The sequence below is a fragment of the Pantoea sp. Pa-EAmG genome, assembly GCF_030024295.1.
Lineage (GTDB): Bacteria > Pseudomonadota > Gammaproteobacteria > Enterobacterales > Enterobacteriaceae > Pantoea > Pantoea dispersa.
Genome location: NZ_JASEWO010000042.1, coordinates 1 through 23,464, shown reverse-complemented (window position 1 = coordinate 23,464; position 23,464 = coordinate 1). Strand labels below are relative to the sequence as shown.

The window sequence follows — 23,464 nt, the reverse complement described above, 5'->3', positions numbered from 1 at the left end:
GCGCGTTTTTCGCTATGTTAAGCATCCCACACCGCTTATTTTCGGACTGGCTATGCGTAACAAATATGCCCCTGCGCAAATCTTTATTCACTGGCTGACGCTGGTACTGGTGGCCACCGCTTACTGCACCATGGAGTTTCGCGGCTTATTCACGCGCGGATCCTGGCAAGGTTACACCATGATCGTCGGACATTTCAGCGCCGGCAGTTGTGTGCTGTTGCTGATGCTGTCACGCATTGTGCTGCGTTTTTGCCATCGCAGCCCGAAAATCGAACCCCAGCCGCCGCACTGGCAAACCGGACTGGCGCATCTGATGCATCTGGCGATCTATCTGTTCTTTATCGTGCTGCCGATTCTCGGCATCCTTTCGCGCTTCTACATGGGCCGTAACTGGTGGATTTTTGCGATTCCGATGCCGGTCAGCGCCAGCCCGGATCCCGACTTTGCCGATATGCTGAGCGACTGGCACGAAACCCTCGCGCCCTACGGCTACTGGCTGATTGGTCTGCACGCGGCGGCTGCGCTGGTGCATCATTATCTGATTAAAGACAATACGTTGCTGCGCATGATGCCGTCACGGCGAAACGGATGAAAGGAATAAGACGGTCGCCTGATGTGGCGACCGTCCTGATTTACGCCGTGTGCCGGCGACTGGTCACCGACCTCAACTGAGGTGAAAACGTCCCACGGTATGCGCCAGCTGTGCCGCCTGGTCTTCCAGCGAACTGGCGGCGGCTGACATCTGCTGGACCAGCGCGGCGTTCTGCTGGGTGGTGCCATCCATCTCGTTCACCGCGATCGTTACCTGGCTGATGCCGCGCGCCTGCTCGTCTGACGCGGTAACAATCTCGCCGATAATGGTGCGCACCGAGTTCACCGCCTGCGTCATCTCCTGCATGGTTTTACCGGCATCCTGCACCAGCTGCACACCGCTGCCGACGCGCTGGCCGGACTCTTCAATCAGCGCAGCGATATCCTTCACCGCATTGGCGCTGCGCTGTGCCAGATTACGCACTTCCGACGCCACCACGGCAAAACCGCGTCCCTGTTCCCCGGCGCGCGCCGCTTCAACCGCGGCGTTGAGCGCCAGAATGTTGGTCTGGAAGGCGATGCTGTTGATAATGGCGGTGATGTCGCCGATTTTCTTCGCGCTGTCGTCGATTTGCGCCATGGTCTGCACTACCTGGCCCACCAGTGACTCACCGCGGCTGGCGATGTGCGTGGCGTTATCGGTCAGCGTCGTCGCCTGATGCGCGTTAGCAGCGTTGTGTTTCACCGTCGCGGTAATCTGCTCCATGCTGGCGGCAGTTTGTTCCAGCGCGGCCGCCTGCTCTTCGGTACGTGACGCGAGGTTGAGGTTGCCGCTGGCGATTTCACCTGCGCCCTGGCGCACCGACGCGCTGGCATCCTGAATCTGCCCGACAATCTCGCGCAGCTGGTTTTGCATGGTGTGCAAGGCGAAGAACAGACTGCTGCTGTCGCGCGCTTTCAGCGGGATAGCGTTATCCAGTTTGCCATCGGCCACCGCCAGCGCAATGGTGGCTGCGGTCAGTGGCTCACCGCCAATCGGCTTCAGCACTTTGCGACTGAATACCAGCCCAAGCAGTGCGCACACCACCAGGATGCTGATCACCATTAAAATCACCGCGTTAATCAGCTGACGGTGCGCCGCTTCCATGACTTTGCTCACCGGGGCCACCACGCCGAGATACCATTTCTGATCGCTGTTACCGATCACCACCGGCCGCCAGGCTACCAGCGCATCCTCGCCCAGAATAGCGTCATGCTGTTCGGTGACCGTGCTGCTGAAATTATGCGTGTCGCCCTTCCAGGCTTTGCTGGTCTGGCTTTTGTCCGGATAAGACACCACATTGCCCGCGCTCGAGAGCAGCATGGCGTAACCGCTGCCTTCCCACGGTTTGATGCTGTTCACTTTTTCCTGCAGTGACGCCAGTGAGATATCGGACGTCACCACGCCCCACAGTTTGCCCTGGCTGATAATTGGCGCGGCCACCGAGGTCAGCAGCGTTGGCACACCGTTATAGGCATAGCTATAAGGTTCGATCAGCGTATCTTTCTGGCTTTTCTGCGGCAGCAGATAGTAATCGCCCTGGCCTGGCGTAAAGATTGAGGTCAGCGGATGCAGGGCAAAATTGCCGCCCTGGTCGCGATCGACGAAATAGGCGTAACGTCCTTTAGGTGCCGCGCCAGCCTGAGAGGCAAACTCAGCATCGCGTCCGTCAAACGCGTTTTCTTCGAAGATGACCGATATAGAGAGATAGTCCGGATTATCACGCAGTGCAGAGACCAGCAGCTTATCGGCCACTTTGCGGTCCTGCACGCCGGCAGCCGGCAGGGCAATCAGACTGTGGCCGAGGTTGTGTGCGACATCGCGTGCGTAACTCAGCTCCTGCTGGATTTGCAGCGCCTGACTCTGCGCAATCTGCTGTAAGTAACTTTCCGCCAGCGATTTTTGCTCATTGCTGGACTGCCAGCTGAGCACGCCGATAGTCACGGCGAAGCCGAGGGTGATGGTTAAGGCGCCCGTCAGCAGCATTTGTGTGCGGGTGCTCATTTTTTTCTTATTAGATACGGTTGTGGCCATGTCGGCGCTCCTGGTGTTGACACTTTATTACTGAAAAAGAATCACGCCCTGTGCACCTGCATCCCTGTAATCACTCTATCGGCGCACAATCCGGGAACTTGATGGCCTGGCAGGTCCGATCAGAAAACCATCAACCGCTGTTGTGGCGTCGGGTCGCCATTAAAAACGCTAAGACGATGCAGTAAAAAAGAGGGAATTTGATCTGGCGCAAGATCGCCACTTCGTTGTGCTGTCAGGTTATTGCGTACGGGCGCAACGCGCCGCATAACAAGAGGAATGCAACATGGCAGGTAAATTGAGTCTGGCAGGGTTAATGGTGGTCTGGCTGGTGTATGTGGCGTGGATGGTCAGTTACTACTCAGGTACCTTCTCTCTTTTCACGCACTGATCCTTAGCACGGTTCCCAGGCCAGCACAGAGGCTGGCCCGGATTCAGCAGCAGTGCAAAGCGAACGCGCTGTTCCTCAGGCGGCTTTGACCGCACGCACCTTCTTCTCTTTTTCCGGCACAGCCGTATCGCTGTCGTCAGCAGCGGTTTCGCCGCTGTCTTTCACCGCGTCCGGCAGTTTGCTGGTGCGCAGAATGTGTTGCACCGCGTCTTTCTGTTCGGCCAGCAGCATGCCCAGCGCTTCGGCCTGGGCCTCATCCATCGCTGGCTGATGTTGCTGCAGCCAGTCGGTGAACGCGTCGGCCATATCGAGCATCTTGTCCCATGCATCTGCGTCTTTTTTATTGGCAAACGTCATCTTCTCTTCACCCTTTCTGACCACAACATATTTGGTTTCGACTGCCATGATGCACCTCATTTACTGTGTTTATATACAGTATATTTCATTCAGCTTTTTTTCGCCAACGGTTTCTGCTCGCCGTTTAAGCCAGCAGCTCTTCGAGGAAGGTTGCCAGCGCTTTGCGCGGATCGTCCTCTTCAGACACGATCATCTCAATGCCCCACTGCCCCAGTACCTCTTTCGCCACCGGATTATTACGGTTGGTGAACAGGTAGGATTTAGGCCGTGCGGTCGCCAGCCCGGTGCGGCCCCACATCTTGGTCAGGCGATAAAACAGCAGGCGGATATTGAAATCGCTGATGCTGTAGCCAACAAACAGCACGGAGTTACCCATAACATCATGGGTCAGTTTGATATCCAGCGGCGAGTCAAAATAGAGCCGCTCGAAGTAGCTGCTCTCATCCAGCACGATGGAGGTATCATCGTCAAAATCGCCATGAAGTTTAATAATATGGCGCTTATCTTCAGTCAGCGACACCAGATCGGCGGCATTAGCGACCTTGCTGTACGGCACGTTGTGCGCTTCATGCGCCATCTCCAGCCAGCGGTCGTAATTGGTGGTATAGATGCGCGAGAAATTGCCCTGGGTGATCATGGTGTGGATTTCAGAGCTGCGCACGTCGATATCCGGACGGTGCCACTCGCGATCCATCCAGCTGCGCAGCGGGCCGAGCGAGCCTTTGCGCTGTTTGTAATATTCCGCCAGCGACAAATGGGTGCCGTAGGTATTGAAGATTTTCGGATCGTAGCCCAGCTCATTAGCCAGATGTGCAATCAGCTCGTGCCACTCCGGCAGTCCGAGATTGCGTGAGATGCCCGCACCGGCGAACAGAATCAGTTTGCCGGCATCGTAAGCGCGTTTGAGTTCCGGTTTCATGCCAGCCCCCGCGAAGTTTTCAGAAAGGTGGCAAAGCGATCCAGCGCCAGGCGGCGCATCGAGATTTCGTTTTTCAGTTCGCCCATTTCAGCGAATGTCTGGGTGTGCCCTTCCGGGATAAAGACGCAGTCCCACTGAAATTCGCGTGGCCCCGCCGGCTCCCGGGCAATGGTGCCGCGCAGCTGGCCTTCAAACTGGTACATTTTGCGCCCGTCACAGTAGCCGAGGACGGTTTTGGCGGTCACGCCCGGGCTGTCCAGTCCGTTCACCAGTTTGGTAAAGCGTTCCGCGTTCAGCCGGCTCCAGAAGATGCGCGTCAGTCCGGCGGGCAGGCCATTGAGCCCATCCAGATACAGACCGGTATGCTCGACAAACAGCGGGCGGCCAATGATTGAAAAGGCTTTAGTCAGTTTGTCACGAACCAGCTCCACCTCATTTTCGGTCTGAATCTCTTCAATACGGCGCGCAATGGGCACCACTTCGACACCCACCGGCTCAAGGATGGTACGCACCTCGGCCAGCTTGAGTTCATTAGCAGATAAGAAACGAATTTTCATTGCAATCAGTATGTTGAAAGTGGGTTAGTCCAACCTGGTGACGCGTATCCGGCTGCGGTTCCGGCTGTTATTGTCCGGCACGCTGTCGCCGCGCCGCGTGGTCATTCTACTCTGCGGCGACGTCACTGGCGAGGAACAATCGGGTCGCGCTGCGCGCGCCTTCGCCGGTATAGCGCATCGCTTATCGCTGGTGGCGTTAAATATTGCGCCTGAATGCGTTAATAGCGCTATTTGACGCCGCTTATGTCAAATATAAAAACCCGCGCTTAACGCGCAAATAATCTGAAAACAATTATGACAGTCGTCTCGCTTAAATATATTATGTGGCGTTTACACCTTCACGCGTCATGACAATAAAACCCGGAACCGTTTATGAACCCTTTGTTGAGTTCAGCCTGGTCGCGCATCCGTAATCTGCCCTTCATTCTGCAGGGTGATAGCCCGGAAAAAAAGCTACGCCTGACGCTGCTGATTGCCGGCGTCGCCAGTATCGTGGCCGGTATCTTTATGGCAACACTGAATTTCAGTCGCGGTCATCATGACATTGGCTGTCTGTATATCGCCAGTATAGCGCTAGGGGGCTACATCATCATCGGCGCCTTCAGCGACCGGCTGGAGCGGCATCTGGCGATCATTACCCATGCGTTATTATTCACCATCATCGTGCTGTTGCTGGTGGATAATCATCACGCTGCCGGCAAGCGTTCAGAATATAACTATCTGGTGGCCTTGATCATCGGTTCGGCACTGGTGTTGCGCCAGCAATCCTTTTATCTGAGTAAAATATTTCCGCTGCTGTGCCTGCTGTGTTATCTGTTTTTTGTCACCACCGGTCTGATCTGGGAAAATAATCGTTTCCATCTGAATATTCCGCAGGAAGCCGTTTTTACCGTTTTCAATTGTGCAGTGCCGGTGACGGCACTGCTGTCGACCGTGTTTACCTATGGCGGCAATTATTCCGCCACCGATCTTATCAAGCGCGAGCTCGCGTCCGCCATCGAGCGCCAGCAGCTGGAGCTCTATTATCAGCCGCAGGTCGATGGCGACAAAAATCTCATCGGTTTTGAAGCGCTGCTGCGCTGGAAGCACCCGGAGAAAGGCTTTATCTCACCGGAAGTGTTTATTCCGGTAGCCGAAAAAAGCGGGCTGATTATCGATATTGGCAAGTGGGTGCTGGAGCGCATGCTGCAACAAATCGTTGAGTGGGATCGCGTGCTGCGGCTGCCCCCGCTGGTGTTTTCCATCAATATCAGCCCGCTGCAGTTGATGCACCGCGACTTCACCCATGACACGCTGCTGACGCTGTCGCATTACAAAATCCGTCCCGAGCGGCTGAAGTTTGAAATTACCGAGACCACCTTTATTTACGATCAGCAGCGCATTGGGGATGTCATTAACCACTTCAGCCAGTTAGGGATCAAATGGGCGATCGACGATTTCGGCGTCGGCTACTCTTCGCTTAAGTCGCTGAGTGATTTCGCTATTGATGATATTAAGATTGATAAATCCCTGATCATGCACATTTTTGAAAACGAATCGGCGGCGATTGTGGTGCAAAAGACCATTGAGCTGTCGCGCGCGATGGGGCTGAACGTTCTGGCGGAAGGCATTGAGAGCGAGGAGTATTTCGAGCACCTGCGCAATAAGGGCTGCCATTTATTCCAGGGCTACCATTTTGCCCGCCCGCTGCCCGCCGCCGAAGCATTGCAGTGGATAAAAAAAGCAGGATAAACCGGGCGAGCCTTCATTTTTTAAGCCAGTGCGCAGCAATGCGCACTCTACGAAAGCCCGAGCGAGCTGTAGGGTCGCCATTTATGGTGACCACACCGCACGCCTGACCACCCCGCCCTAATTCTCCTGATAAACAATCCCAGGCGGATTAACCTGCGAAATCTCCACTGCCTCGCCCTCTTCACCCCATCTTGCCAGCACCTGGTGATACTGGCCGCCAGCAATAGCGCCGTTGATCGCCTGCTGCAGCGCGACGTCCAGGCCATTGCCCTTCTTCGTGGTGACCGCCACCCAGGCGCGAAACGGTCCGTGCCCGACAATTTTGGTTTGCCCGCGCGAAGCCACTTTCCACGCCGCCATGGCCTGCGGGCCGAATGACGCATCGGCCCGGCCAGAGAGCAGCGCCAGCGTGGCGGAGGCATCATCGTTGAGATAAATCGGCTGCACCGGGGCCAGGCCCTGCGCCCGATTCTTCTCATCCCAGCTCAGTAAGATTCGCTCCTGATTGGTGCCGGAGCCCACGATAATCCGTTTGCCGGCCACGTCTTCCCGGCGACGAATTGCGCTGATTTTACTGTCCGCTTTCACCGCGAAGGCGTGGTTATCCGCGCGATAGGTGGCGAAATCAAACTTCTGCTTGCGCTCCTCGGTCACCGCGATATTAAACATCGCCACATCATAGCGCCCTGCCGTGATGCCCAGCGGCCAGTCCTCCCACGCCGCCGGCACCAGCCTGAGTTTCAGTCCGAGGCTGTCGGCCAGCAGGCGCGCAATGTCCGGGTCGCTGCCGATCAGCGTTTTATTATCGGACGCCCAGAGGCCAATCGGCGGTGAATTATTGGCTGAAGTGGCGACGGTTAAATAGCCGGGGTGAACAAAATGAAATCCGGCGGGGATCTTCGCGATCGCCTGCGGATTGGCCGCCATGGTGATCGGCGTTTCGTTGTGACTGGCGTCAAGCTGTTGCGCGCCTGTCGCGGGTGCCGCCAGCACCGCACCCGCCAGCGCGACTATGATCACTTGCTTCATTACAGCACCCTGGCGAGGAAACGTTTGGTGCGCTCATGACGCGGCTGATTTAGCACCTGCTGGCTGCTGCCCTGCTCAACCACGCGCCCGTCAACCATAAACACCACGTTATCCGCCACTTCGCGCGCAAAGCCGATCTCGTGCGTGACAATCACCAGCGTGGTGCCGGAGCGCGCCAGTTTTTTAATCACATCCAGCACTTCGCCCACCAGTTCCGGGTCGAGCGCCGAAGTCGGCTCATCAAACAGCATCACGCGCGGGTTGAGCATCAGCGCACGCGCAATCGCAATGCGCTGCTGCTGACCGCCAGAGAGATGCCGCGGCCAGGCATCGGCTTTGTGCCGCAGGCCGACCACATCCAGCAGCTCACCGGCGCGATCGATCGCTGCCCGGCGCGACAGCTGACGATGGGCAATCGGCGCTTCAATCAGATTTTCCAGCACCGTCAGGTGCGGAAACAGATTGAAGTTCTGGAACACATAGCCGACGTTGATGCGCTGCCGCAAAATCGCCTTCTCTTTCAGCTCATAGAGTTTATCGCCGCGCCGCTGGTAGCCGATGTAATCGCCATCGATCTGAATAAAGCCTTCATCCACGCGCTCCAGATGATTGATGGTGCGCAGCAGCGTCGATTTGCCAGAACCGGACGGCCCGAGGATCACCGTCACCGAACCGGGAGCCAGCTCAAGCGACACCTCATCCAGCGCTTTATGCCGGCCAAACGTCTTGCTGACGCCGGTAATACTGATGGCGCCGGTGGTATGCAGATAGCGGTAATCAATGGCTTCGGACATGGGACAGCTCCTCGTTGACGGCAGGGTTCACGCTGCGGTTGCGCCACTGGCGCCAGCGCGAAGGTTGCGGTTCACGCGTGACGCTGCGTGCCAGCCAGCGCTCGACGCTGTGCTGCAGCAGCGACAGCACGGTGGTGATGATCAGATACCAGGCGGCTCCGACCATCAGCAGCGGGATCACCTGCTGGGTGCGGTTGTAGATCATCTGGATGGTGTAGAACAGCTCGGGCATCGCCAGCACATACACCATTGAGGTGCCCTTGGCGAGGCTGATGATCTCATTAAAGGTGGTGGGAATAATCGCGCGCAGTGCCTGCGGCAGAATGATGCGAAACGTGCGACGCGACGACGATAATCCCAGCGCCGAAGCGGCTTCAAACTGACCGTGATCGACACCGAGAAACCCGCCGCGAATAATCTCCGCGCTATACGCGCTCTGCACCAGCGTCAGGCCAATCACCGCCGCCGGGAACTGTCCGAGCACGTTGATGGTCTGGAAGTGCCCCCACGACAGAGCGGTGAACGGAATACCGAACGACAGCGTGTCGTACAGGTACGAGAAGTTATACAGAATGATCAGCACCACAATCAGCGGCAGCGAGCGAAACAGCCAGGTATAGCCAAACGCCAGCGTGCTCAGCAGCCACGATGACGAGAGCCGCGCCAGGGCCAGCAGGCCGCCGAATATCAGGCTCAGTAGCGTACCGCACAGCGTCAGCAGCAGCGTTTGCCCCAGGCCATTTAGGATCACCGGGTCGAAAAACCAGCGGGCAAACACGCTCCACTCCCAGCGCGGATTAAAGGCCACGGAATCGATCACCGCCGCAAGGATAAACAGCGCGATGATGGCACCGACGGTACGCGCCGGATAGCGTGCCGGCACCACGGTCAAAGGTTGTTGCTTACTCATGGTGGCTCTCCTTAGCTGGCCTGTGCCACGTTGTGCACATCAATCACTTTGAGAAAACGCAGCCGGCCATCGTGCGGCGGCTGGCCGTAAATCTCCATATCTTCGCGCAGCTCAAACTGCGGCTGATAGCCGTGGCCGATATACAGCTGTACCGCTTCCGGCTGACGAAAACCGGTGGTGAGAAACACGCGCTGATAGCCTGCGCGCAGCGCCCGGCGCTCCAGCTCCTGCAGGATCAGCAGTGCCAGTCCCTGACGGCGCAGGTCACGCCGCGTCCAGATGCGCTTCAGTTCGGCGGTGGTAGCATCCCACGGTTTATAGGCGCCCATGGCGATGATCTCACCGTCGCGCTCCAGCACGATGAACAGCCCGCGCGGCGGCAGATACCACTCGGTCAGCTCAACTTCATTGTGTTTCCTGAAGAAATCGCCGTAGCGTGCTGCATATTCACCAAACAGACCGTCAAGAATCGGCTGCAGCTCCGGCGCTTCCGGTGACACTTCGCGGAAAAATTGCTGGCTCATGCCTCCTCCTTAATCGCCCAGTCCGGGCGGATTGATCTCGGAACGATCCAGACGCTCCACGCCTTCACCCCAGCGGTTCAGCACCTTGTCGTAGTCACCGTTTTTGATCACGCCATTGAGTGCGGTGTTAATTGGCTGCACCAGCCCGTTGTCTTTCTTCACTGTCACCGCGATGTGCGCCGCCTTCGGCCAGCCGCCGTCCACGCTACCCACCAGCCGGGTCTTTTTGGTCAGCGCCGCTTTCCATGCGCCAATCACGTTAGGGCCGAAGTAAGCGTCGGCGCGCCCGGCCTGTAGCGCCAGCGTCTGCGCAGCGTCATCTTTGGTATAAACCGGTGTGAAAGGCTTCAGTCCCTTAGCCTGATTCTCTTTATCCCAGGCCAGCAGGATGGCCTCCTGATTGGTGCCGGAGCCGACGATGATGCGCAGGCCGGCAATATCTTCTGCCTTGCTCAGCGAGGTAATCGGGCTGCTGGTTTTCACATAGAAGCCCAGCGAATCTTTACGGTAGGTGGCAAAATCAAAACGCTGTTTACGATCTTTGGTCACCGTCACGTTGGTGATCGCCGCGTCATATTTGCCCGATGCCACGCCCAGCGGCCAGTCCTCCCACGAGGTGGGCACGATGTTGAGCTTCAGCCCGAGGCTGTCGGCCACCAGACGCGCGATATCCACCTCACTGCCCAGCAGCGTTTTATTGTCGTCGCTGAATACCGTGAGCGGCGGCGAGTTGAGTGCCGCCACCGCCACGGTGAACGATCCCGGCACGGCAAATTTGTGGCCCGCCGGAATTTGCGCCACGGCGGCAGGATTCTCTGGCGTGTTGATGGGCGTTTTATTGGCGGCAAGGCTCACCTGCTGACCATTGACGGCCACGTCCTCGGCCAGTGCCGCACTGCTCAGGCTCAGTAACAGCAGCACAATCAGGGATTTTTTCTGCATAGCGTGTTTTCTCATCGTTATTGTGGTGTGAACTGGTTGAGCGGTTGTTTCAGACCAAAGCTGGCGCGCAGCGTGCTGCCCGGGTATTCGCGACGCGTCAGGCCGCGCGCCTGGAGAACCGGAATCACCTGATCAACAAAACGCTCGAAGGTGTCCGGCGTGCCGCCCTGAATAATGAAACCGTCAGTGGCTTCGGTTTCGAACCACAGCTGCAGACCATCCGCCACCTGCTGTGGCGTGCCGTGAAACAGCGGACGCGGCGTCGCGGCTTCCAGCGCCGCCTGGCGCAGCGTATGGCCGTGTTCGCGCGCTTTGCGTTTGATTTCGTCGGTGGTGCTACGAAAGCTATTCTGGCCAATATCGCCAATGTCCGGGAACGGCTGGTCGAGCGGATACTGCGAGAAGTCGTGATGGTCAAAGAAGCGACCAAGGTAGTTGAGTGCATCCTCAATCGAGACCAGCGCCGCGGTGGTCTGGTACTGGCGCTCGACGTCTGCGTCATCCTCCCCCACGATCACACTGACGCCCTGGAAAATGTGCAGATCGCCCGGCTCACGCCCGTTCGCCACCAGCTGCTGCTTCACATCCCGGTAGAACGCCTGCGCCTCTTCGCGCGTTGGCTGATGGGTGAAGATGGCATCGGCATGACGCGCCGCCAGCTTGCGGCCATCTTCCGAGGCGCCCGCCTGAAAGATAATCGGCCGGCCCTGCGGCGTGCGCTCAATGTTCAGCGGCCCCTGTACCTGGAAAAAATCACCGTGATGATTCAGCGTGTGCAGTTTGTCAGGCGCATAGAACTGACCGCTGGCTTTATTGCGCACAAACGCACCCTCTTCCCAGGAATCCCACAACCCTTTCACCACCTGCAGGTACTCGTCGGCGATGCGGTAGCGCAGCGCATGCTCGGGATGCTGCTGACGCGAAAAGTTTTTTGCCGAGCCCTCCAGCGGCGATGTCACCACATTCCAGCCCGCGCGCCCGCCGCTGAGATGGTCTAGACTGGCGAACTGGCGGGCGACGGTGAACGGCTCACTGTAGGAGGTGGACACCGTACCGACCAGGCCGAGATGCTCGGTGACGCCGGCCAGCGCCGACAGCAGCGTCAGCGGTTCGAAGCGGTTAAGAAAGTGCGGGATCGATTTTTCATTAATGAACAGGCCATCGGCGACAAACAGGAAATCCAGTTTGCCAGCCTCGGCTTTACGGGCGATACGGCGGGCGTAATCAAAACTGATGCTGGCATCCGCCTGCGCCGCCGGATGACGCCAGGCGGACATGTTGCCGGATGCGCCGTGCAGAATGGTGCCGAGGCGCAGTTGTCTTGCAGTCATAATCGTCTCTCTTTGCTCATGGCGCAGCCTGTCGGCGATAGCCTTATCGCCGTACAGCGCTGCCAGAAATGGAAGAAAATCAGTTAAGGATGGCGTCGCGACATCGCGCGTTTAGCTGCTGCAATGCCTGTTGCGCCAGCTGACTAAAGTAGTGTGCCGCCGGGGCGATCAGCGCTTCATCGGGGTTGAAGCCACCGTGATGCAGGCCAAATTCACTGGCGCTGCCAATGCTGACAAACGCGCCAGGGAGCTGCTGCAGGTAATAAGCGAAATCTTCGCCGCCAAGGTGCAGCTCAGCCTGTTGCACCTGATAACCCACCTGCTGCGCAACCTGACTGGCAAACTGTGCCCAGTGGGCGTCGTTCTCCAGCACCGGCGGCCCCGGATGCCAGCTAAAGGTGGCCGTGGCACCGCTGGCGGCGGCGATATTGACCACCACCTCGCGTGCACGCTGCTCCAGCTGCGCGCGCACCTGTTTATCGTGCGTGCGCACCGTGCCGCCAAATTCCGCTTCAGCCGTCTGCTGACCGTCGTGCCTGTGTGCATCAATCCGCGTGACGCTCAGCACCAGACTGTCCAGCGTATTAAAGCTGCGGCTGGTGAGGGATTGCAGCGCCTGAATAATCTGGCTGGCGACCAGGATGCTGTTCACGTCCGCGCGGGTGCTGTGCACACGCACCACAAATTTATCGGCGTTGGCATAAAACGCACCGCTGCGCGTGGCAAAGGTGCCCGTGGGTAAACCCGGTTCGTTGTGCATGCCAAAAATCGCCTGTACCTGATCCAGCACCCCCGCATCGATGAACTGCCGCGCGCCCTGGGCAATCTCTTCCGCCGGCTGGAACAGGATGCGCACCCGCCCCGGTAGCTGAGCTTCCCGTGTTTTCAGCTGCAGCGTGGCACCCAGTATCACCGCACTGTGCACATCATGACCGCAGGCGTGCATGACGCCGGCTTGCCGTGAACGAAAAGGCAGCCCGGTGGCTTCATGGATCGGTAATGCATCAATATCGGCACGCAGGGCGATCAGAGGCGCGCCCTGACCCACTTCCGCCACCACGCCGGTGTGCAGCGGATAATCCAGCAGGCGCACGTCAGCCTGCTGCAGCCAGCGGCGCAGCCGCGCGCTGGTTTCCACTTCATGACCGGAGAGTTCCGGCCAGCTGTGCAGCTCGCGCCGCCAGTCAATCAGCTGCTGTTCGCTTACTATCGTCACAGGACCTCCCGGTCAGGCGCTAACCAGACGATGCGTCGCCAGCAGTTCTAGGGATTTCACCCGCGCCTGCTCCTCCGCCACCGGCGTATCAATAACAAACTCTTCAATGCCGTAGCGCTGGTGCAGCGCATCAAGCTGCGCGTGCACCTGTGCCGCGGTCCCTTTCAGCAGCGACGGCGTGCGTGGCTCAATCACGTAATCACTGAACCCGCCCTGACGCACATAGCGCTCAGCCTGTTCAATGCTGCCGACGTTAACGCTCTGTCCGCCCGTCACGCTGACGTGATAAATGCGCAGTGTGTCGACCAGCAGGTCAGCTTTTGCCGGCGAATCCGCCACCACCACCTGTACCGCCACCAGCGCACGCTGACCCTGACTGTGCTGGCGATAGCTGTTCAGCACCTGTGCCATCAGTTGCGGATCGCCGTTGTGGTGTGCGGCGAACACCAGCTGCCAGCCGAGCTCTGCCGCCAGTCGGGCGCTCGCTTCGCTGGCTCCGAGCAGAAAGCGATTGGCCGGACGCGGCGGCTGCGGCGTGGCGCGCAGGATCTCCTCATCCCCCACCGGCGGCACACTGAGCCAGCTATCCAGCAGCGCCAGCTGTTCGGCAAAGCTGCCTTTCTCCTGCTGGTGCACCCCCAATTGCAGCGCGCGGGTGGAAAGCGGCAGTCCGCCGGGCGCTTTACCCACGCCCAGGTCGATACGTCTTGGTGCCAGCGCAGCCAGCAGGTTGAAGTTTTCCGCCACTTTATAAGGGCTGTAGTGCTGCAACATCACGCCGCCGGAACCCACGCGGATATGTCGGGTCTGGCCAATGATCCAGGCAATCAACAATTCCGGCGAAGGACTCGCCAGCTGGTCGCTGTTGTGGTGCTCCGCCAGCCAGAAGCGGTGATAACCCCAGGCTTCCGCGCGCTGAGCCAGCTGCAGTGTGCGATGCAGGGCCTGCGTGGCGCTCTCACCTGCTGCAATCGGTGATTTGTCGAGCAAACTCAGTCGGTATGACATGCGCCTGTTCCTTATTTCGATGAATAGGGTTGCGATGAATATGGCGCTTAGTGTGGCGGTGAGATTTATATTTCGTAAAACAACTAAATCGGCAAAGCGATTCAGGAAATGAGAAATAGTCATAATACTTGCTGGTGAAAGCCTGATTTTTCGTAAAGCGGATTTCGCTTTCTGTCGGATTAACATTACGCGAGTCGGTAATGATCCGCAGCAGCAATAACCTCAGTGCAGGTTTTCAGGTTGAGAAAAAACAATTTTTATCGAGCCAGGAAAACAACCCGGTAATTGCGGCATAAAATTAATTCTCCGCTTTTGTTATTTTCGCAAAAGCTTAGTGCAATTCATTGGTTCAACTCACGGGTTGCACATTTGATGATGATTTCAGCCCACCGGGCACTTGATAACAAAGGAAATCATCATGAAGACGCATTTTCACTTGCGGGCGCTGAGCTTAGCCCTGCTGACAGGGATATTTAGCGCCCACGCGGCGGAGACGCCGGTCAAAGGCGGCACGCTGATTTATCTGGAACAGCAGGCACATACCAATCTTTATCCGCCGGCCGGGGGTTTTTATCCCAACGGCGGCATTCTCAATCAGATCACCGACAAACTGACGTGGCAAAATCCGAAAACGCTGCAGGTGGAACCGTGGATTGCCGAAAGCTGGAGCAGCAACGCGGATAAAACGGAATACACCTTTAAAATTCGCCCTGGCGTCACTTTTTCCGATGGCACGCCGCTGGATGCGAATGCCGTGGCGAAAAACTTTGATACTTACGGACTCGGTAATAAAGCCCAGCGCCTGCCGGTGTCTGAAGTGATTAATAATTACCAACGCAGCGAAGTGATTGATCCCCAGACGGTGAAGTTTTATTTCAAACAGCCCTCACCTGGATTTTTACAGGGCACGGCCACCATTGGCTCCGGGCTGGTTTCTCTCAGCACGCTGCAACGCAGTTTCGACCAGCTCGGCGATGCGCGCCATATTATTGGCTCCGGGCCGTTTGTGGTCAGCGATGAAAAGCTCGGGCGGGAAGTGGATTTAACCGCGCGCAAAGATTACCAGTGGGGACCGAAAAACAGCACCCAGCAGGGACCGGCGAATCTGGCTGGCATCAAATTTATCGTCACACCGGAAGATAGCGTGCGCATCGGCGCACTGCTGGCCGGTCAGGCCGATTTTATTCGCCAGGTGCAGGCGTATGACGAAAAACAGGCACAGCAGCAGGCGTTCCCGGTTTACGCAGCGCCGACGCGTGGCGTCAACGACAGCATCAGCTTCCGCCCGGACAACCCGCTGGTCAGCGATCTGCGCGTACGTCAGGCGCTGTTGCATGCGACCAACGCGCAGCAGGTGGTGCAAACCCTGTTTTCACCTAACTATCCGCAGGCCACCTCGGTGATCGCCGCCTCGGCCGCCGGGTATGTCAACCTCGCGGACAAACTGAAATACGATCCCGCCCGCGCCAGGCAACTGCTTGACGAGGCTGGCTGGCAGCCCGGCAGCGACGGCATCCGCGCTAAGGCGGGGCAAAAGCTGGCTCTGACCGTGTATGAATCGCTGCCACAGCCGCAGAACAAAGAAGTGCTGCAGCTGGTGGCCCAGCAGTGGCGTCAGGTTGGCGTCCAGCTCACGGTGAAAGCCGGTGACGCCGGCAGCCGCACGCTGGACAATCTCGATCCGCTAAAAACCCCGCTCACGGTCTCGGAAGTGGGCCGCGCCGATCCGGACGTGGTGAAGAGCATGTTTTACCTCGCCAACCGTGATGCGCTGCTGCAAAAAGGCGGCTCCAGCGACAAAGTCCGGCATTTCCGTGACGACCAACTCAACAAGCTTTTGGTGGCAATCTCGGCCGAAGTCGATCCGGCGAAACGTCTGGCGCTCACCGGAGACGCCCAGCGTTATCTGCTGGATCAGGCTTATGTGATCCCGATCTTTGAAGAGCCGCAGGTGTTTGCCGGCACGCCGTGGCTGAAGGGCGTGAGTTTTGAAGCCGTAGGCCGGCCGTCGTTCTACGGCGCATGGCTGGAAAAACATTGAGAGGATGATGATGCGACACGCACTGCTGCATAGAGCGGGGCAAAGCCTGCTGGTGTTATGGGCGGCATTTACCCTGTCGTTTTTGCTGCTGCAGGTGCTGCCTGGCGATGCGGTGCTGATCAAGTTCCAGAATCCGGATATGGGTCTCAGCCCGCAGCAAATTGCAGAGATGCGGCAGGCCTACGGTGCCGATAGCCCGATCTGGCAGCAGTATCTGCATACGTTGCTGGCGATGCTGCGCGGTGACTTTGGCTACTCGGTGCAGGCAGGTGTGCCGGTCAGCGATCTGCTGCGCAGCAATCTGCCCGCCACGCTGCAGCTGGCGCTGGCCGGATTTGCCGTTGCCTGCGTGGTGGCCTTCGCACTGGCGGCGCTGGCGCGACTGCCTGCGCTGCGCCTGCTGCGTACGCTATTGCAGTCGCTGCCGGCACTGTTTATTTCGCTGCCGACGTTCTGGCTTGGCATCGCGCTGATTCAGCTGTTCTCCTTTCAACTGCGCTGGATCCCGGTGATCAACCCATCGCCCCTGCAGGGGCTGATTCTGCCGGTGCTGACCGTCGCCGTGCCCATCTCCGCCCCGCTGGCCCAGATTCTGCTGCGCAGTATCGATCAGGTTGCTACTCAGCCGTTTGTCGCCGTGGCCCGCGCCAAAGGTGCCAGCGCACAACACGTGCTATGGCGCCATATCATGCGCAACGCGCTGCTGCCCGTGCTCAATGTGGCCGGTTTGCTGCTGGGGGAATTGATCGCGGGCGCGCTGATTACCGAAACCGTATTCGGCTTAAGCGGCATCGGTCAGCTGACCCAGCAGGCGGTCAACAATCAGGATGTGGCGGTGTTACAGGCGGTAGTAATGATCTCCGCACTGGCGTTTGTACTGATCAACCTGCTGGTCGATCTGCTGATGCCGCTGTTCGACCCACGTCTGCAAACCGTAGCCGGAGGAAATTCATGAGTCTGGTCGATTACTCTACCGCGCGTCAGGGACAGCCGGCCTTGCGGCGCGATCGTGCCCGTCGCCTGCAGCCTGGCTTGTGGCTGGCATGGACGGTGCTGGCGCTGGCATTCGTGGCGGCCGTGGCACCGCAACTGTTCACCCACTATAGCCCGACAGAAGGCATTGCCGGCGCGCAGCGCTTAGCGCCGCACAGTTCGCACTGGCTCGGCACCGATCAACTCGGACGCGACCTGCTGGCGCGCATCGTCTATGGCGCCTCGCAGTCGCTCTCTGCGGCGGTCGCAGCGGTGGCGATGGGGCTCACTGGCGGAACCGCGCTGGGCGTCCTGGCTGGGGCCGTGGGCGGCCGCGGTGAACAGGCACTGATGCGACTGGTTGATGTGCTGCTTTCAATCCCGGCGCTGCTGCTGTCATTAAGCCTGCTGATCCTGCTGGGTTTTGGCACCGTGCACGCTGCGCTGGCGGTGGGCATCGCCTCGATTGCCAGTTTTGCCCGGCTGGCGCGCGGCGAAGTGGTGCGGGTACGCCGCAGTGAATATGTGGAAGCGGCTTATGGCAGTGGCGGCCGTTTCTGGCAGGTACTGTGGCGCCACATTGTCCCCAACTCGCTGACCGCGGTGATTGCCTTCGCCGCACTGCAGTTTGGTCAGGCCATTCTGGCGCTCTCAACTCTCAGCTTTCTCGGCTATGGCACGCCACCACCGACCCCCGAATGGGGCTTGCTGATCGCCGAAGGCCGCAACTATCTGGCTACCGCGTGGTGGCTGACTACCTTTCCCGGCGTGGTGGTAGTCGCCGTGGTGCTGGCGGCGAATCGCGTCAGCCGTCAGCTGGCAGGAGGTGACGCATGACAGCGCTATTGAGCGTGGAAAACCTCAGCCTCAGCTATCGCCAGCGCGGCGTGTGGCGTGAAGTGGTGCATAACGTGAGCTTTACCCTGCAGCCGGGCGAAATGGTGGCGCTGGTCGGTGAATCCGGCTCAGGCAAAACCACCACGGCCCAGGCGATTATCGGTCTGCTGGCGGACAATGCCCTGCGCGATAGCGGTAAAATCCTGCTGAACGGCACCGACATCGCTGGCTGGTCATCCCGGCGCATGGACAGCGTGCGCGGCGTGCATATCAGCCTGGTGCCGCAGGATCCCGGTAATTCGCTTAATCCGGTGAAGACCATTGGCGATCAGGTTGGCGAGATCCTGCAGCTACATCAGAAGTTTAGCCGGACCGCGCGCCAGCAGCGCGTGCTGGAGCTGCTGCAAAAAGTTGGGTTGAGCCATCCGGAGCAGCGCCTGCATCAATATCCGCATCAGCTCTCTGGCGGGATGAAGCAGCGCGTGCTGATTGCCATCGCGCTCGCCCTGCAACCACAGTTGATCATCGCCGATGAGCCAACCAGCGCGCTCGATGTCACGGTGCAAAAGCGCATTCTTGATCTGCTCGACCAGCTACGCCGTGAGTTCGCCACCGCCGTGCTGTTTGTCACCCACGATCTGGCGCTGGCCGCGGAACGCGCTGACCGTCTGCTGGTGTTTCGTCACGGCGAGATCCAGGAACAGGGAAGCGCAGCGACGCTGGTCAGCGCGCCACAACATCCTTATACCCGCCAGCTGTTACAGGACGCGGTGCCCGACGTTACCGATCGGCCTTATCCGTCCGCAGCCCGTTTTTCCACACCGGCGATTGAGCTCAACGCCATCGATAAACAGTTTGCGCTCGGCAGGCAGCAGACGCTGACGGTGGCGAAAGCGGTCAGCCTGACGGTGCCACGCGGCACGACGCACGCGCTGGTGGGTGAATCCGGCTCCGGCAAAACCACGCTGGCGCGCATTCTGCTTGGCTTTGAACGCGCCGATCGCGGCAAAGTAGTGATCGATGGCATTGATGCCAGCAGCCTGCGCGGCGAAGCGCTGCGCCAGCTACGGCGCAAAATCCAGTTTGTTTACCAGAATCCGTTCGCCTCGCTCGATCCGCACCAGACGCTGTTTAACATCATTGAAGAACCGCTGCGCAACTTTGACTCGCTCAGCGCCGCCGCGCGCCAGCAGCGGGTGCACGAGGTGGCGCAGCGCGTGGCACTGCCGCTGGATCTGCTGACGCGCAAGCCGCGCGAGCTGTCCGGCGGCCAGCGTCAGCGCGTCGCCATCGCACGGGCGTTGATCCCGCAACCGGCGATCCTGGTGCTGGATGAGGCGACGTCAGCGCTGGACGTCACGGTGCAGGCGCAGATTCTGCAATTGCTGCAACAGTTACAGCGCGAGCTGGGCCTCACCTATCTGTTTATCACCCACGATTTGGCCACCGTACGACGACTGGCACACAGCGTTACCGTGCTACGCGCAGGCGAAGTGGTTGAACAAGGTGACACCGTCACACTGTTCAATGCGCCGCAGCACCCTTACACCCGCGCGTTGATTGACGCCATTCCGGTTTTCCGTCCGCTGATTAAGGAGTCTGCATGACGCGCAAACGCATCGGTTTTTTTACCCGCCTGCTCGACGACACCACAGCGCAACAGCGCTACCGGCTGGCGACGGAACAAATTCAGCACGCTGAACGCTGCGGATTTGACAGTGCCTGGATCGCGCAGCACCACTTTCATGAAAAAGAAGGTGGGCTGCCCTCACCGCTGGTGTTTCTTGCTCACGTGGCCGCGCACACCCGTCATATCCGCCTCGGCACCGGCATCATCACCCTGCCGCTGGAAAATGCCCTGCGCGTGGCCGAAGACGCGGCGGTGCTGGATCTGCTGAGCGACGGACGCCTGGAGGTGGGGCTCGGCTCCGGCGGCACGCCAACCTCATTTTTGCCGTTTGGCCTGACCAGCGAACAGCGCGCCGGCGTGTTTGCCGACCAGTTGCATACGCTGCTCAGCGCGTGGCGCGGCGACACGCTGGCCCATCCGGACAATCATCTCTATCCGCCGGCTCCCACGCTGGCGCAGCGTGTGTGGATCGCCACCTTTTCCGTTGCAGGCGCGACGCGTGCCGGCCAGGCCGGTCACGGGCTGATGTTATCGCGCACCCAGCCGCGGCCGGCGGGTCAGCCGGACCTGTCGCTGCAGCAGCTGCAAAACCCGATGATCGATGCTTATCTCGCGGCGCTGCCTTCGGGCGTTGCGCCCCGCATCCTGGCTTCACGTACCGCGTTTGTTGCCGACTCGAACGACTACGCGCGCCGCCTTGCCGCGCCCGGTCTGCAGCGCCAGGCGGAGCAGTTTCGCAAGGCAGGCCACGACATCACCGGCAGCACGCTGGAGAGCCACGCGCGCCAGCTCGATGCGCATATCGGCGATGCCGACGCGGTGTTGGCTTCGCTGCTGGCCGACAGCACGCTGACGCGCGCCACCGACATCACCTTCCAGGTGCACTCTATCGATCCGCCGCACGCCGATACGCTGCGTTCGGTGGCGTTAATTGCTGAACATATTGCCCCCACGCTGCGTGCGCTGGGTGCCGCTTAACAGGAGAAAACCATGTCTCAGGCTACAGATTTACTGGCGGCGCTGGCCGATATCGACCCGGCGGCGCAACTGGCAGAGGCGCGCAATGTGCGTCAGGCCGCGACCCGACACGCCCAGGGCAGCTATGAGGTGCTGTTTGGCCAGGATGACGACGATTTCCCGCTGGCGCAGCGCTACGCGCTCGCCGGGCAGGTCGCCGGCTGGCACGGCGTCACGTCATTACAGGCACACTATCAGCAGCAATCCAGCGAAACCCCGTCAGATACGCGCTTTGCCGCCGGTCGCGCCTTTGCTGAACTGCTGAGCCTGCATCCGGTCGACGCCACACCGCAACAACTGACCACGCTGCGCCATGCCGGCTGGACGCCGCGCGGCATCGTCACGCTGGCGCAGCTGGTGGGATTTGTCAGCTTTCAGAGTCGCCTGCTGACCGGCCTGCGCCTGCTGAGCGGTGAAGCATCGCGCGCGCAGCCCCATGCGGTGGCCGGCAAATGGCATAGCGCCCAGCTCACGGCCAGCGGACAGACTGCGCTCACCGCGTTTACCCAGCAGGAGTTGGGCTGGGAGCCGTGGCTGCCAGCCAAACCGCTCAGCGAGTTTACGGCGGAAGAACAGGCGACGCTGGCAAAAAACGGTCATAGCGAGTCCGACTATTTCCGTCTGCTGGCGCGCAATCTGCCGCTGCTGGAACAACGCACGCTGACGGATAAAGGCATCTTTTACACGCCGGGCGGTTTGCCTCGCGCCGAGCGTGAACTGGCGGCCACGGTGGTGAGTAAAGTCAACGGCTGCATTTACTGCGCGTCCGTGCATGCCCGCAAAGCCAGTCAGCTGTCAAAAGATGAGACTGCGGTGCAGAAACTTCTGAATGTCGCGCCGGGTGCCGAGCTGGCACACGGCCAGTCCGCGCGCTGGGCGGCGATTATCGATTTTGTCGCCACCTTATCGCTAACCCCGGTCGCCAGCAGCCAGACCCAGCTGCAGGCGCTGCGCGAGCACGGGCTGGATACGCTGCAGCTGCTGGACCTGATCCAGTCCGCCGCGTTTTTTGCCTGGGCCAACCGCCTGATGCTAACGCTGGGCGAACCTTTCTTACCTGAACAGCCGCAGGGATGACCATGACACACACGTTATCTGCCACACCGGCAGCGTTTACTGACCATTTTCATATCACCATTCACGGCAAAGGCGCTCACGCTGCACGTCCGCATGAGGGCATCGACAGTATCGTTACCGGCAGCCACATCGTCAGCGCGCTGGCGGCCGCCGGCCTGGATGTCACCCGCTTTCAGGGTGGCAACAGCTGGAACGTGCTGCCGCCAGAGGTCGTCGTGGAAGGCGTGCTGCACAGCGAGGATGCCAGCGCGCGCCAGCGATCATCGGCGCAGGCCGCGACGCTGGTCAGCCATATTGCCCGGGCGTTCGGCGCCGAAGCGCAGCTCGCCTGGCAACCGCAACGCGAAGCCGAACGCAGCGCGACACCGCGGTCATCGTAATGATGCGAACCAGGAGGCAGATAATGGCGATACCGGTACCCGTTCCACAGCTCGATCATGCAGTGATCAATGTTGCCGATCGGCTGGATGACGCCAGCGCGCTGTATCGCCGGCTCGGTTTCCAGCTCACGCCACGCGGCCATCACTCGCTGGGCTCCAGTAATCATCTGGCGGTGTTTGGTGATAATTATCTGGAACTGCTGGGCTATGAAGCCGGGCGTGCGCACCAGCGTCAGGATATCTGGCAGGCACCGGCGGGCCTGAGCGGTCTGGTATGGAAAACCGGCGATGCCGATGCGGTGTGGCGCTATCTGGAAAGTCAGGGTATTGATGGCGATCCCGCCGCCAGTTTTTACCGGCCGGTGCAGTTGCCGGATGGCAGCGCACAGCAGGCGCGTTTTCGCACCGTTCGCCTGCGCCCCGCTCTGGTGCCAAATGGACGCAGTTTTTTCTGCCAGCATGAGACACCGCAGGCGGTCTGGCAGCCAGTGTGGCAGCAGCATCCCAACGCGGTGACCGATATTATTGAGTTTGTGGTGGTGGCACAGGATCCGGCAGCCGCCGCGCTGCCCTACAGTCGTTTATTTGGTGCCGATAAGCTCACCGCCTGCCAGCAGGGCGCGTTTGTGCTGAAAGCGGGCGTGGCCACCGTGCGCTTTGCCGCTGCGCACTATGTGACGCAGCGCTTTACCGGCCTGCCGCCCGATTATGACGGCAGTGCGCGTATGGCCGCGCTGACGCTACGCAGCAGCGACTTACGCAGGGTGAAAGCCAGCCTGCTGCTGGGCGATGTGCCTTTTCGCGAAGAGTCGGATGCCATCGTGGTCAGCGCGGAACAGGCCAGCGGCGTGGCGCTGCGGTTTCAGCTATGAAAGCATTGTCGGAGTAGATTGCCTGCTGACGACCTGGCAAGCGAACCAGATCTTAATCTCATCGCTTACTGTAGAAATAGAAACACGACAACAGGCCGTTATTAAAACGGCCTGTTGCAATGACTATGACGCCTGATTTGCAGCGTATAATTTATTATTTATACACTGTTGCCGTACCCTGTATTTTCTTGCCTTCTTTGCCGGAGGTGATCACAAAATATTTACCCCCCATCTCATCGGCCTTTTTCGAGATTTCAGCCATGGCCTCTGCCGGTGAACTGTATTCATTATTGGTACTAACCTTACCAACTTCCTGATACTGCTTAG

23 protein-coding genes are annotated in these 23,464 nt (G+C 59.3%); 10 read left to right on the top strand and 13 right to left on the bottom strand.

Annotated elements, in window-relative coordinates:
- Positions 1-52 precede the first annotated feature (52 nt).
- Positions 53-592 carry a cytochrome b561 gene (gene cybB / locus QMM04_RS08350; RefSeq protein ID WP_058759254.1) on the top strand — a complete coding sequence of 180 codons (540 nt, stop codon included), beginning with the start codon at positions 53-55 and terminating at the stop codon, positions 590-592.
- A gap of 72 nt (positions 593-664) precedes the next feature.
- Here cybB and QMM04_RS08345 read toward each other — a convergent pair whose 3' ends face one another.
- The 4 genes from QMM04_RS08345 to QMM04_RS08330 form a co-directional block, all read right to left on the bottom strand.
- Positions 665-2,605 (bottom strand): methyl-accepting chemotaxis protein, encoded by a 1,941-nt coding sequence (locus QMM04_RS08345; RefSeq protein WP_021509066.1) that lies wholly within the window; start codon positions 2,603-2,605, stop codon positions 665-667.
- Between the two features lie 463 nt (positions 2,606-3,068).
- Complete coding sequence (locus QMM04_RS08340; RefSeq protein WP_021509064.1) at positions 3,069-3,398, bottom strand: YebG family protein; 330 nt, start codon at positions 3,396-3,398, stop codon at positions 3,069-3,071.
- Between the two features lie 76 nt (positions 3,399-3,474).
- Entirely contained in the window at positions 3,475-4,269 is a 795-nt protein-coding gene (locus QMM04_RS08335) for an SIR2 family protein (RefSeq protein WP_010618046.1), read from the bottom strand.
- Positions 4,266-4,826 (bottom strand): non-canonical purine NTP pyrophosphatase, encoded by a 561-nt coding sequence (locus QMM04_RS08330; protein ID WP_010618047.1) that lies wholly within the window; start codon positions 4,824-4,826, stop codon positions 4,266-4,268. Before QMM04_RS08330 ends, QMM04_RS08335 begins: the two co-directional genes overlap by 4 nt.
- A 372-nt stretch (positions 4,827-5,198) precedes the next feature.
- Between QMM04_RS08330 and QMM04_RS08325 the strand changes: the two genes are divergently transcribed.
- On the top strand, positions 5,199-6,557 hold the full coding sequence (locus QMM04_RS08325) for an EAL domain-containing protein (RefSeq protein WP_021509063.1): 1,359 nt from the start codon (positions 5,199-5,201) through the stop codon (positions 6,555-6,557).
- A 117-nt stretch (positions 6,558-6,674) separates the two neighbouring features.
- Here QMM04_RS08325 and QMM04_RS08320 read toward each other — a convergent pair whose 3' ends face one another.
- From QMM04_RS08320 to QMM04_RS08285, 8 genes are all read right to left on the bottom strand, one after another.
- Complete coding sequence (locus QMM04_RS08320) at positions 6,675-7,586, bottom strand: ABC transporter substrate-binding protein (protein WP_166710397.1); 912 nt, start codon at positions 7,584-7,586, stop codon at positions 6,675-6,677.
- Entirely contained in the window at positions 7,586-8,380 is a 795-nt protein-coding gene (locus QMM04_RS08315) for an amino acid ABC transporter ATP-binding protein (RefSeq protein WP_021509061.1), read from the bottom strand. Before QMM04_RS08315 ends, QMM04_RS08320 begins: the two co-directional genes overlap by 1 nt.
- Complete coding sequence (locus QMM04_RS08310) at positions 8,364-9,290, bottom strand: amino acid ABC transporter permease (protein WP_282995981.1); 927 nt, start codon at positions 9,288-9,290, stop codon at positions 8,364-8,366. Before QMM04_RS08310 ends, QMM04_RS08315 begins: the two co-directional genes overlap by 17 nt.
- Before the next feature lie 11 nt (positions 9,291-9,301).
- Positions 9,302-9,814 carry a GNAT family N-acetyltransferase gene (locus QMM04_RS08305; RefSeq protein WP_021509059.1) on the bottom strand — a complete coding sequence of 171 codons (513 nt, stop codon included), beginning with the start codon at positions 9,812-9,814 and terminating at the stop codon, positions 9,302-9,304.
- A gap of 9 nt (positions 9,815-9,823) precedes the next feature.
- Positions 9,824-10,756, bottom strand: a complete 933-nt coding sequence (locus QMM04_RS08300; protein ID WP_058781522.1) for an ABC transporter substrate-binding protein — start codon at positions 10,754-10,756, stop codon at positions 9,824-9,826.
- A gap of 17 nt (positions 10,757-10,773) precedes the next feature.
- Positions 10,774-12,090 carry an LLM class flavin-dependent oxidoreductase gene (locus QMM04_RS08295; RefSeq protein WP_176428150.1) on the bottom strand — a complete coding sequence of 439 codons (1,317 nt, stop codon included), beginning with the start codon at positions 12,088-12,090 and terminating at the stop codon, positions 10,774-10,776.
- Positions 12,091-12,166: 76 nt separating this feature from the next.
- A complete protein-coding gene (locus tag QMM04_RS08290) occupies positions 12,167-13,303 on the bottom strand; it encodes an amidohydrolase (RefSeq protein WP_282995980.1) in 1,137 nt (378 codons plus the stop codon).
- A gap of 12 nt (positions 13,304-13,315) precedes the next feature.
- A complete protein-coding gene (locus QMM04_RS08285) occupies positions 13,316-14,311 on the bottom strand; it encodes an MsnO8 family LLM class oxidoreductase (protein ID WP_282995979.1) in 996 nt (331 codons plus the stop codon).
- A gap of 418 nt (positions 14,312-14,729) precedes the next feature.
- Here QMM04_RS08285 and QMM04_RS08280 point away from each other — a divergent pair, with 418 nt between their 5' ends.
- From QMM04_RS08280 to QMM04_RS08245, 8 genes are read left to right on the top strand one after another with little or no spacing between them, the layout of a single operon-like run.
- Positions 14,730-16,352, top strand: coding sequence for a TIGR04028 family ABC transporter substrate-binding protein (locus QMM04_RS08280; protein ID WP_282995978.1), 1,623 nt, complete (start codon positions 14,730-14,732; stop codon positions 16,350-16,352).
- Between the two features lie 10 nt (positions 16,353-16,362).
- Positions 16,363-17,307 (top strand): ABC transporter permease, encoded by a 945-nt coding sequence (locus tag QMM04_RS08275; RefSeq protein WP_282995991.1) that lies wholly within the window; start codon positions 16,363-16,365, stop codon positions 17,305-17,307.
- Complete coding sequence (locus QMM04_RS08270) at positions 17,304-18,161, top strand: ABC transporter permease (protein ID WP_238562086.1); 858 nt, start codon at positions 17,304-17,306, stop codon at positions 18,159-18,161. Before QMM04_RS08275 ends, QMM04_RS08270 begins: the two co-directional genes overlap by 4 nt.
- A complete protein-coding gene (locus QMM04_RS08265; protein ID WP_282995976.1) occupies positions 18,158-19,768 on the top strand; it encodes an ABC transporter ATP-binding protein in 1,611 nt (536 codons plus the stop codon). Before QMM04_RS08270 ends, QMM04_RS08265 begins: the two co-directional genes overlap by 4 nt.
- Positions 19,765-20,769: a putative FMN-dependent luciferase-like monooxygenase gene (locus QMM04_RS08260; protein WP_262258233.1), complete on the top strand. Its 1,005-nt coding sequence runs from the start codon at positions 19,765-19,767 to the stop codon at positions 20,767-20,769. The genes QMM04_RS08265 and QMM04_RS08260 overlap by 4 nt, the downstream gene beginning before the upstream one ends.
- 12 nt (positions 20,770-20,781) lie before the next feature.
- Complete coding sequence (locus QMM04_RS08255; RefSeq protein WP_282995975.1) at positions 20,782-21,885, top strand: alkylhydroperoxidase domain protein; 1,104 nt, start codon at positions 20,782-20,784, stop codon at positions 21,883-21,885.
- Positions 21,886-21,887: 2 nt separating this feature from the next.
- Complete coding sequence (locus tag QMM04_RS08250) at positions 21,888-22,265, top strand: peptidase dimerization domain-containing protein (RefSeq protein WP_031280000.1); 378 nt, start codon at positions 21,888-21,890, stop codon at positions 22,263-22,265.
- Positions 22,266-22,288: 23 nt separating this feature from the next.
- Complete coding sequence (locus QMM04_RS08245; protein ID WP_282995974.1) at positions 22,289-23,137, top strand: VOC family protein; 849 nt, start codon at positions 22,289-22,291, stop codon at positions 23,135-23,137.
- A gap of 154 nt (positions 23,138-23,291) precedes the next feature.
- Here the strand turns inward: QMM04_RS08245 and QMM04_RS08240 are convergent.
- Positions 23,292-23,464: DUF1471 domain-containing protein (locus QMM04_RS08240; protein WP_282995990.1), on the bottom strand; the 173-nt coding region annotated here is incomplete at its 5' end.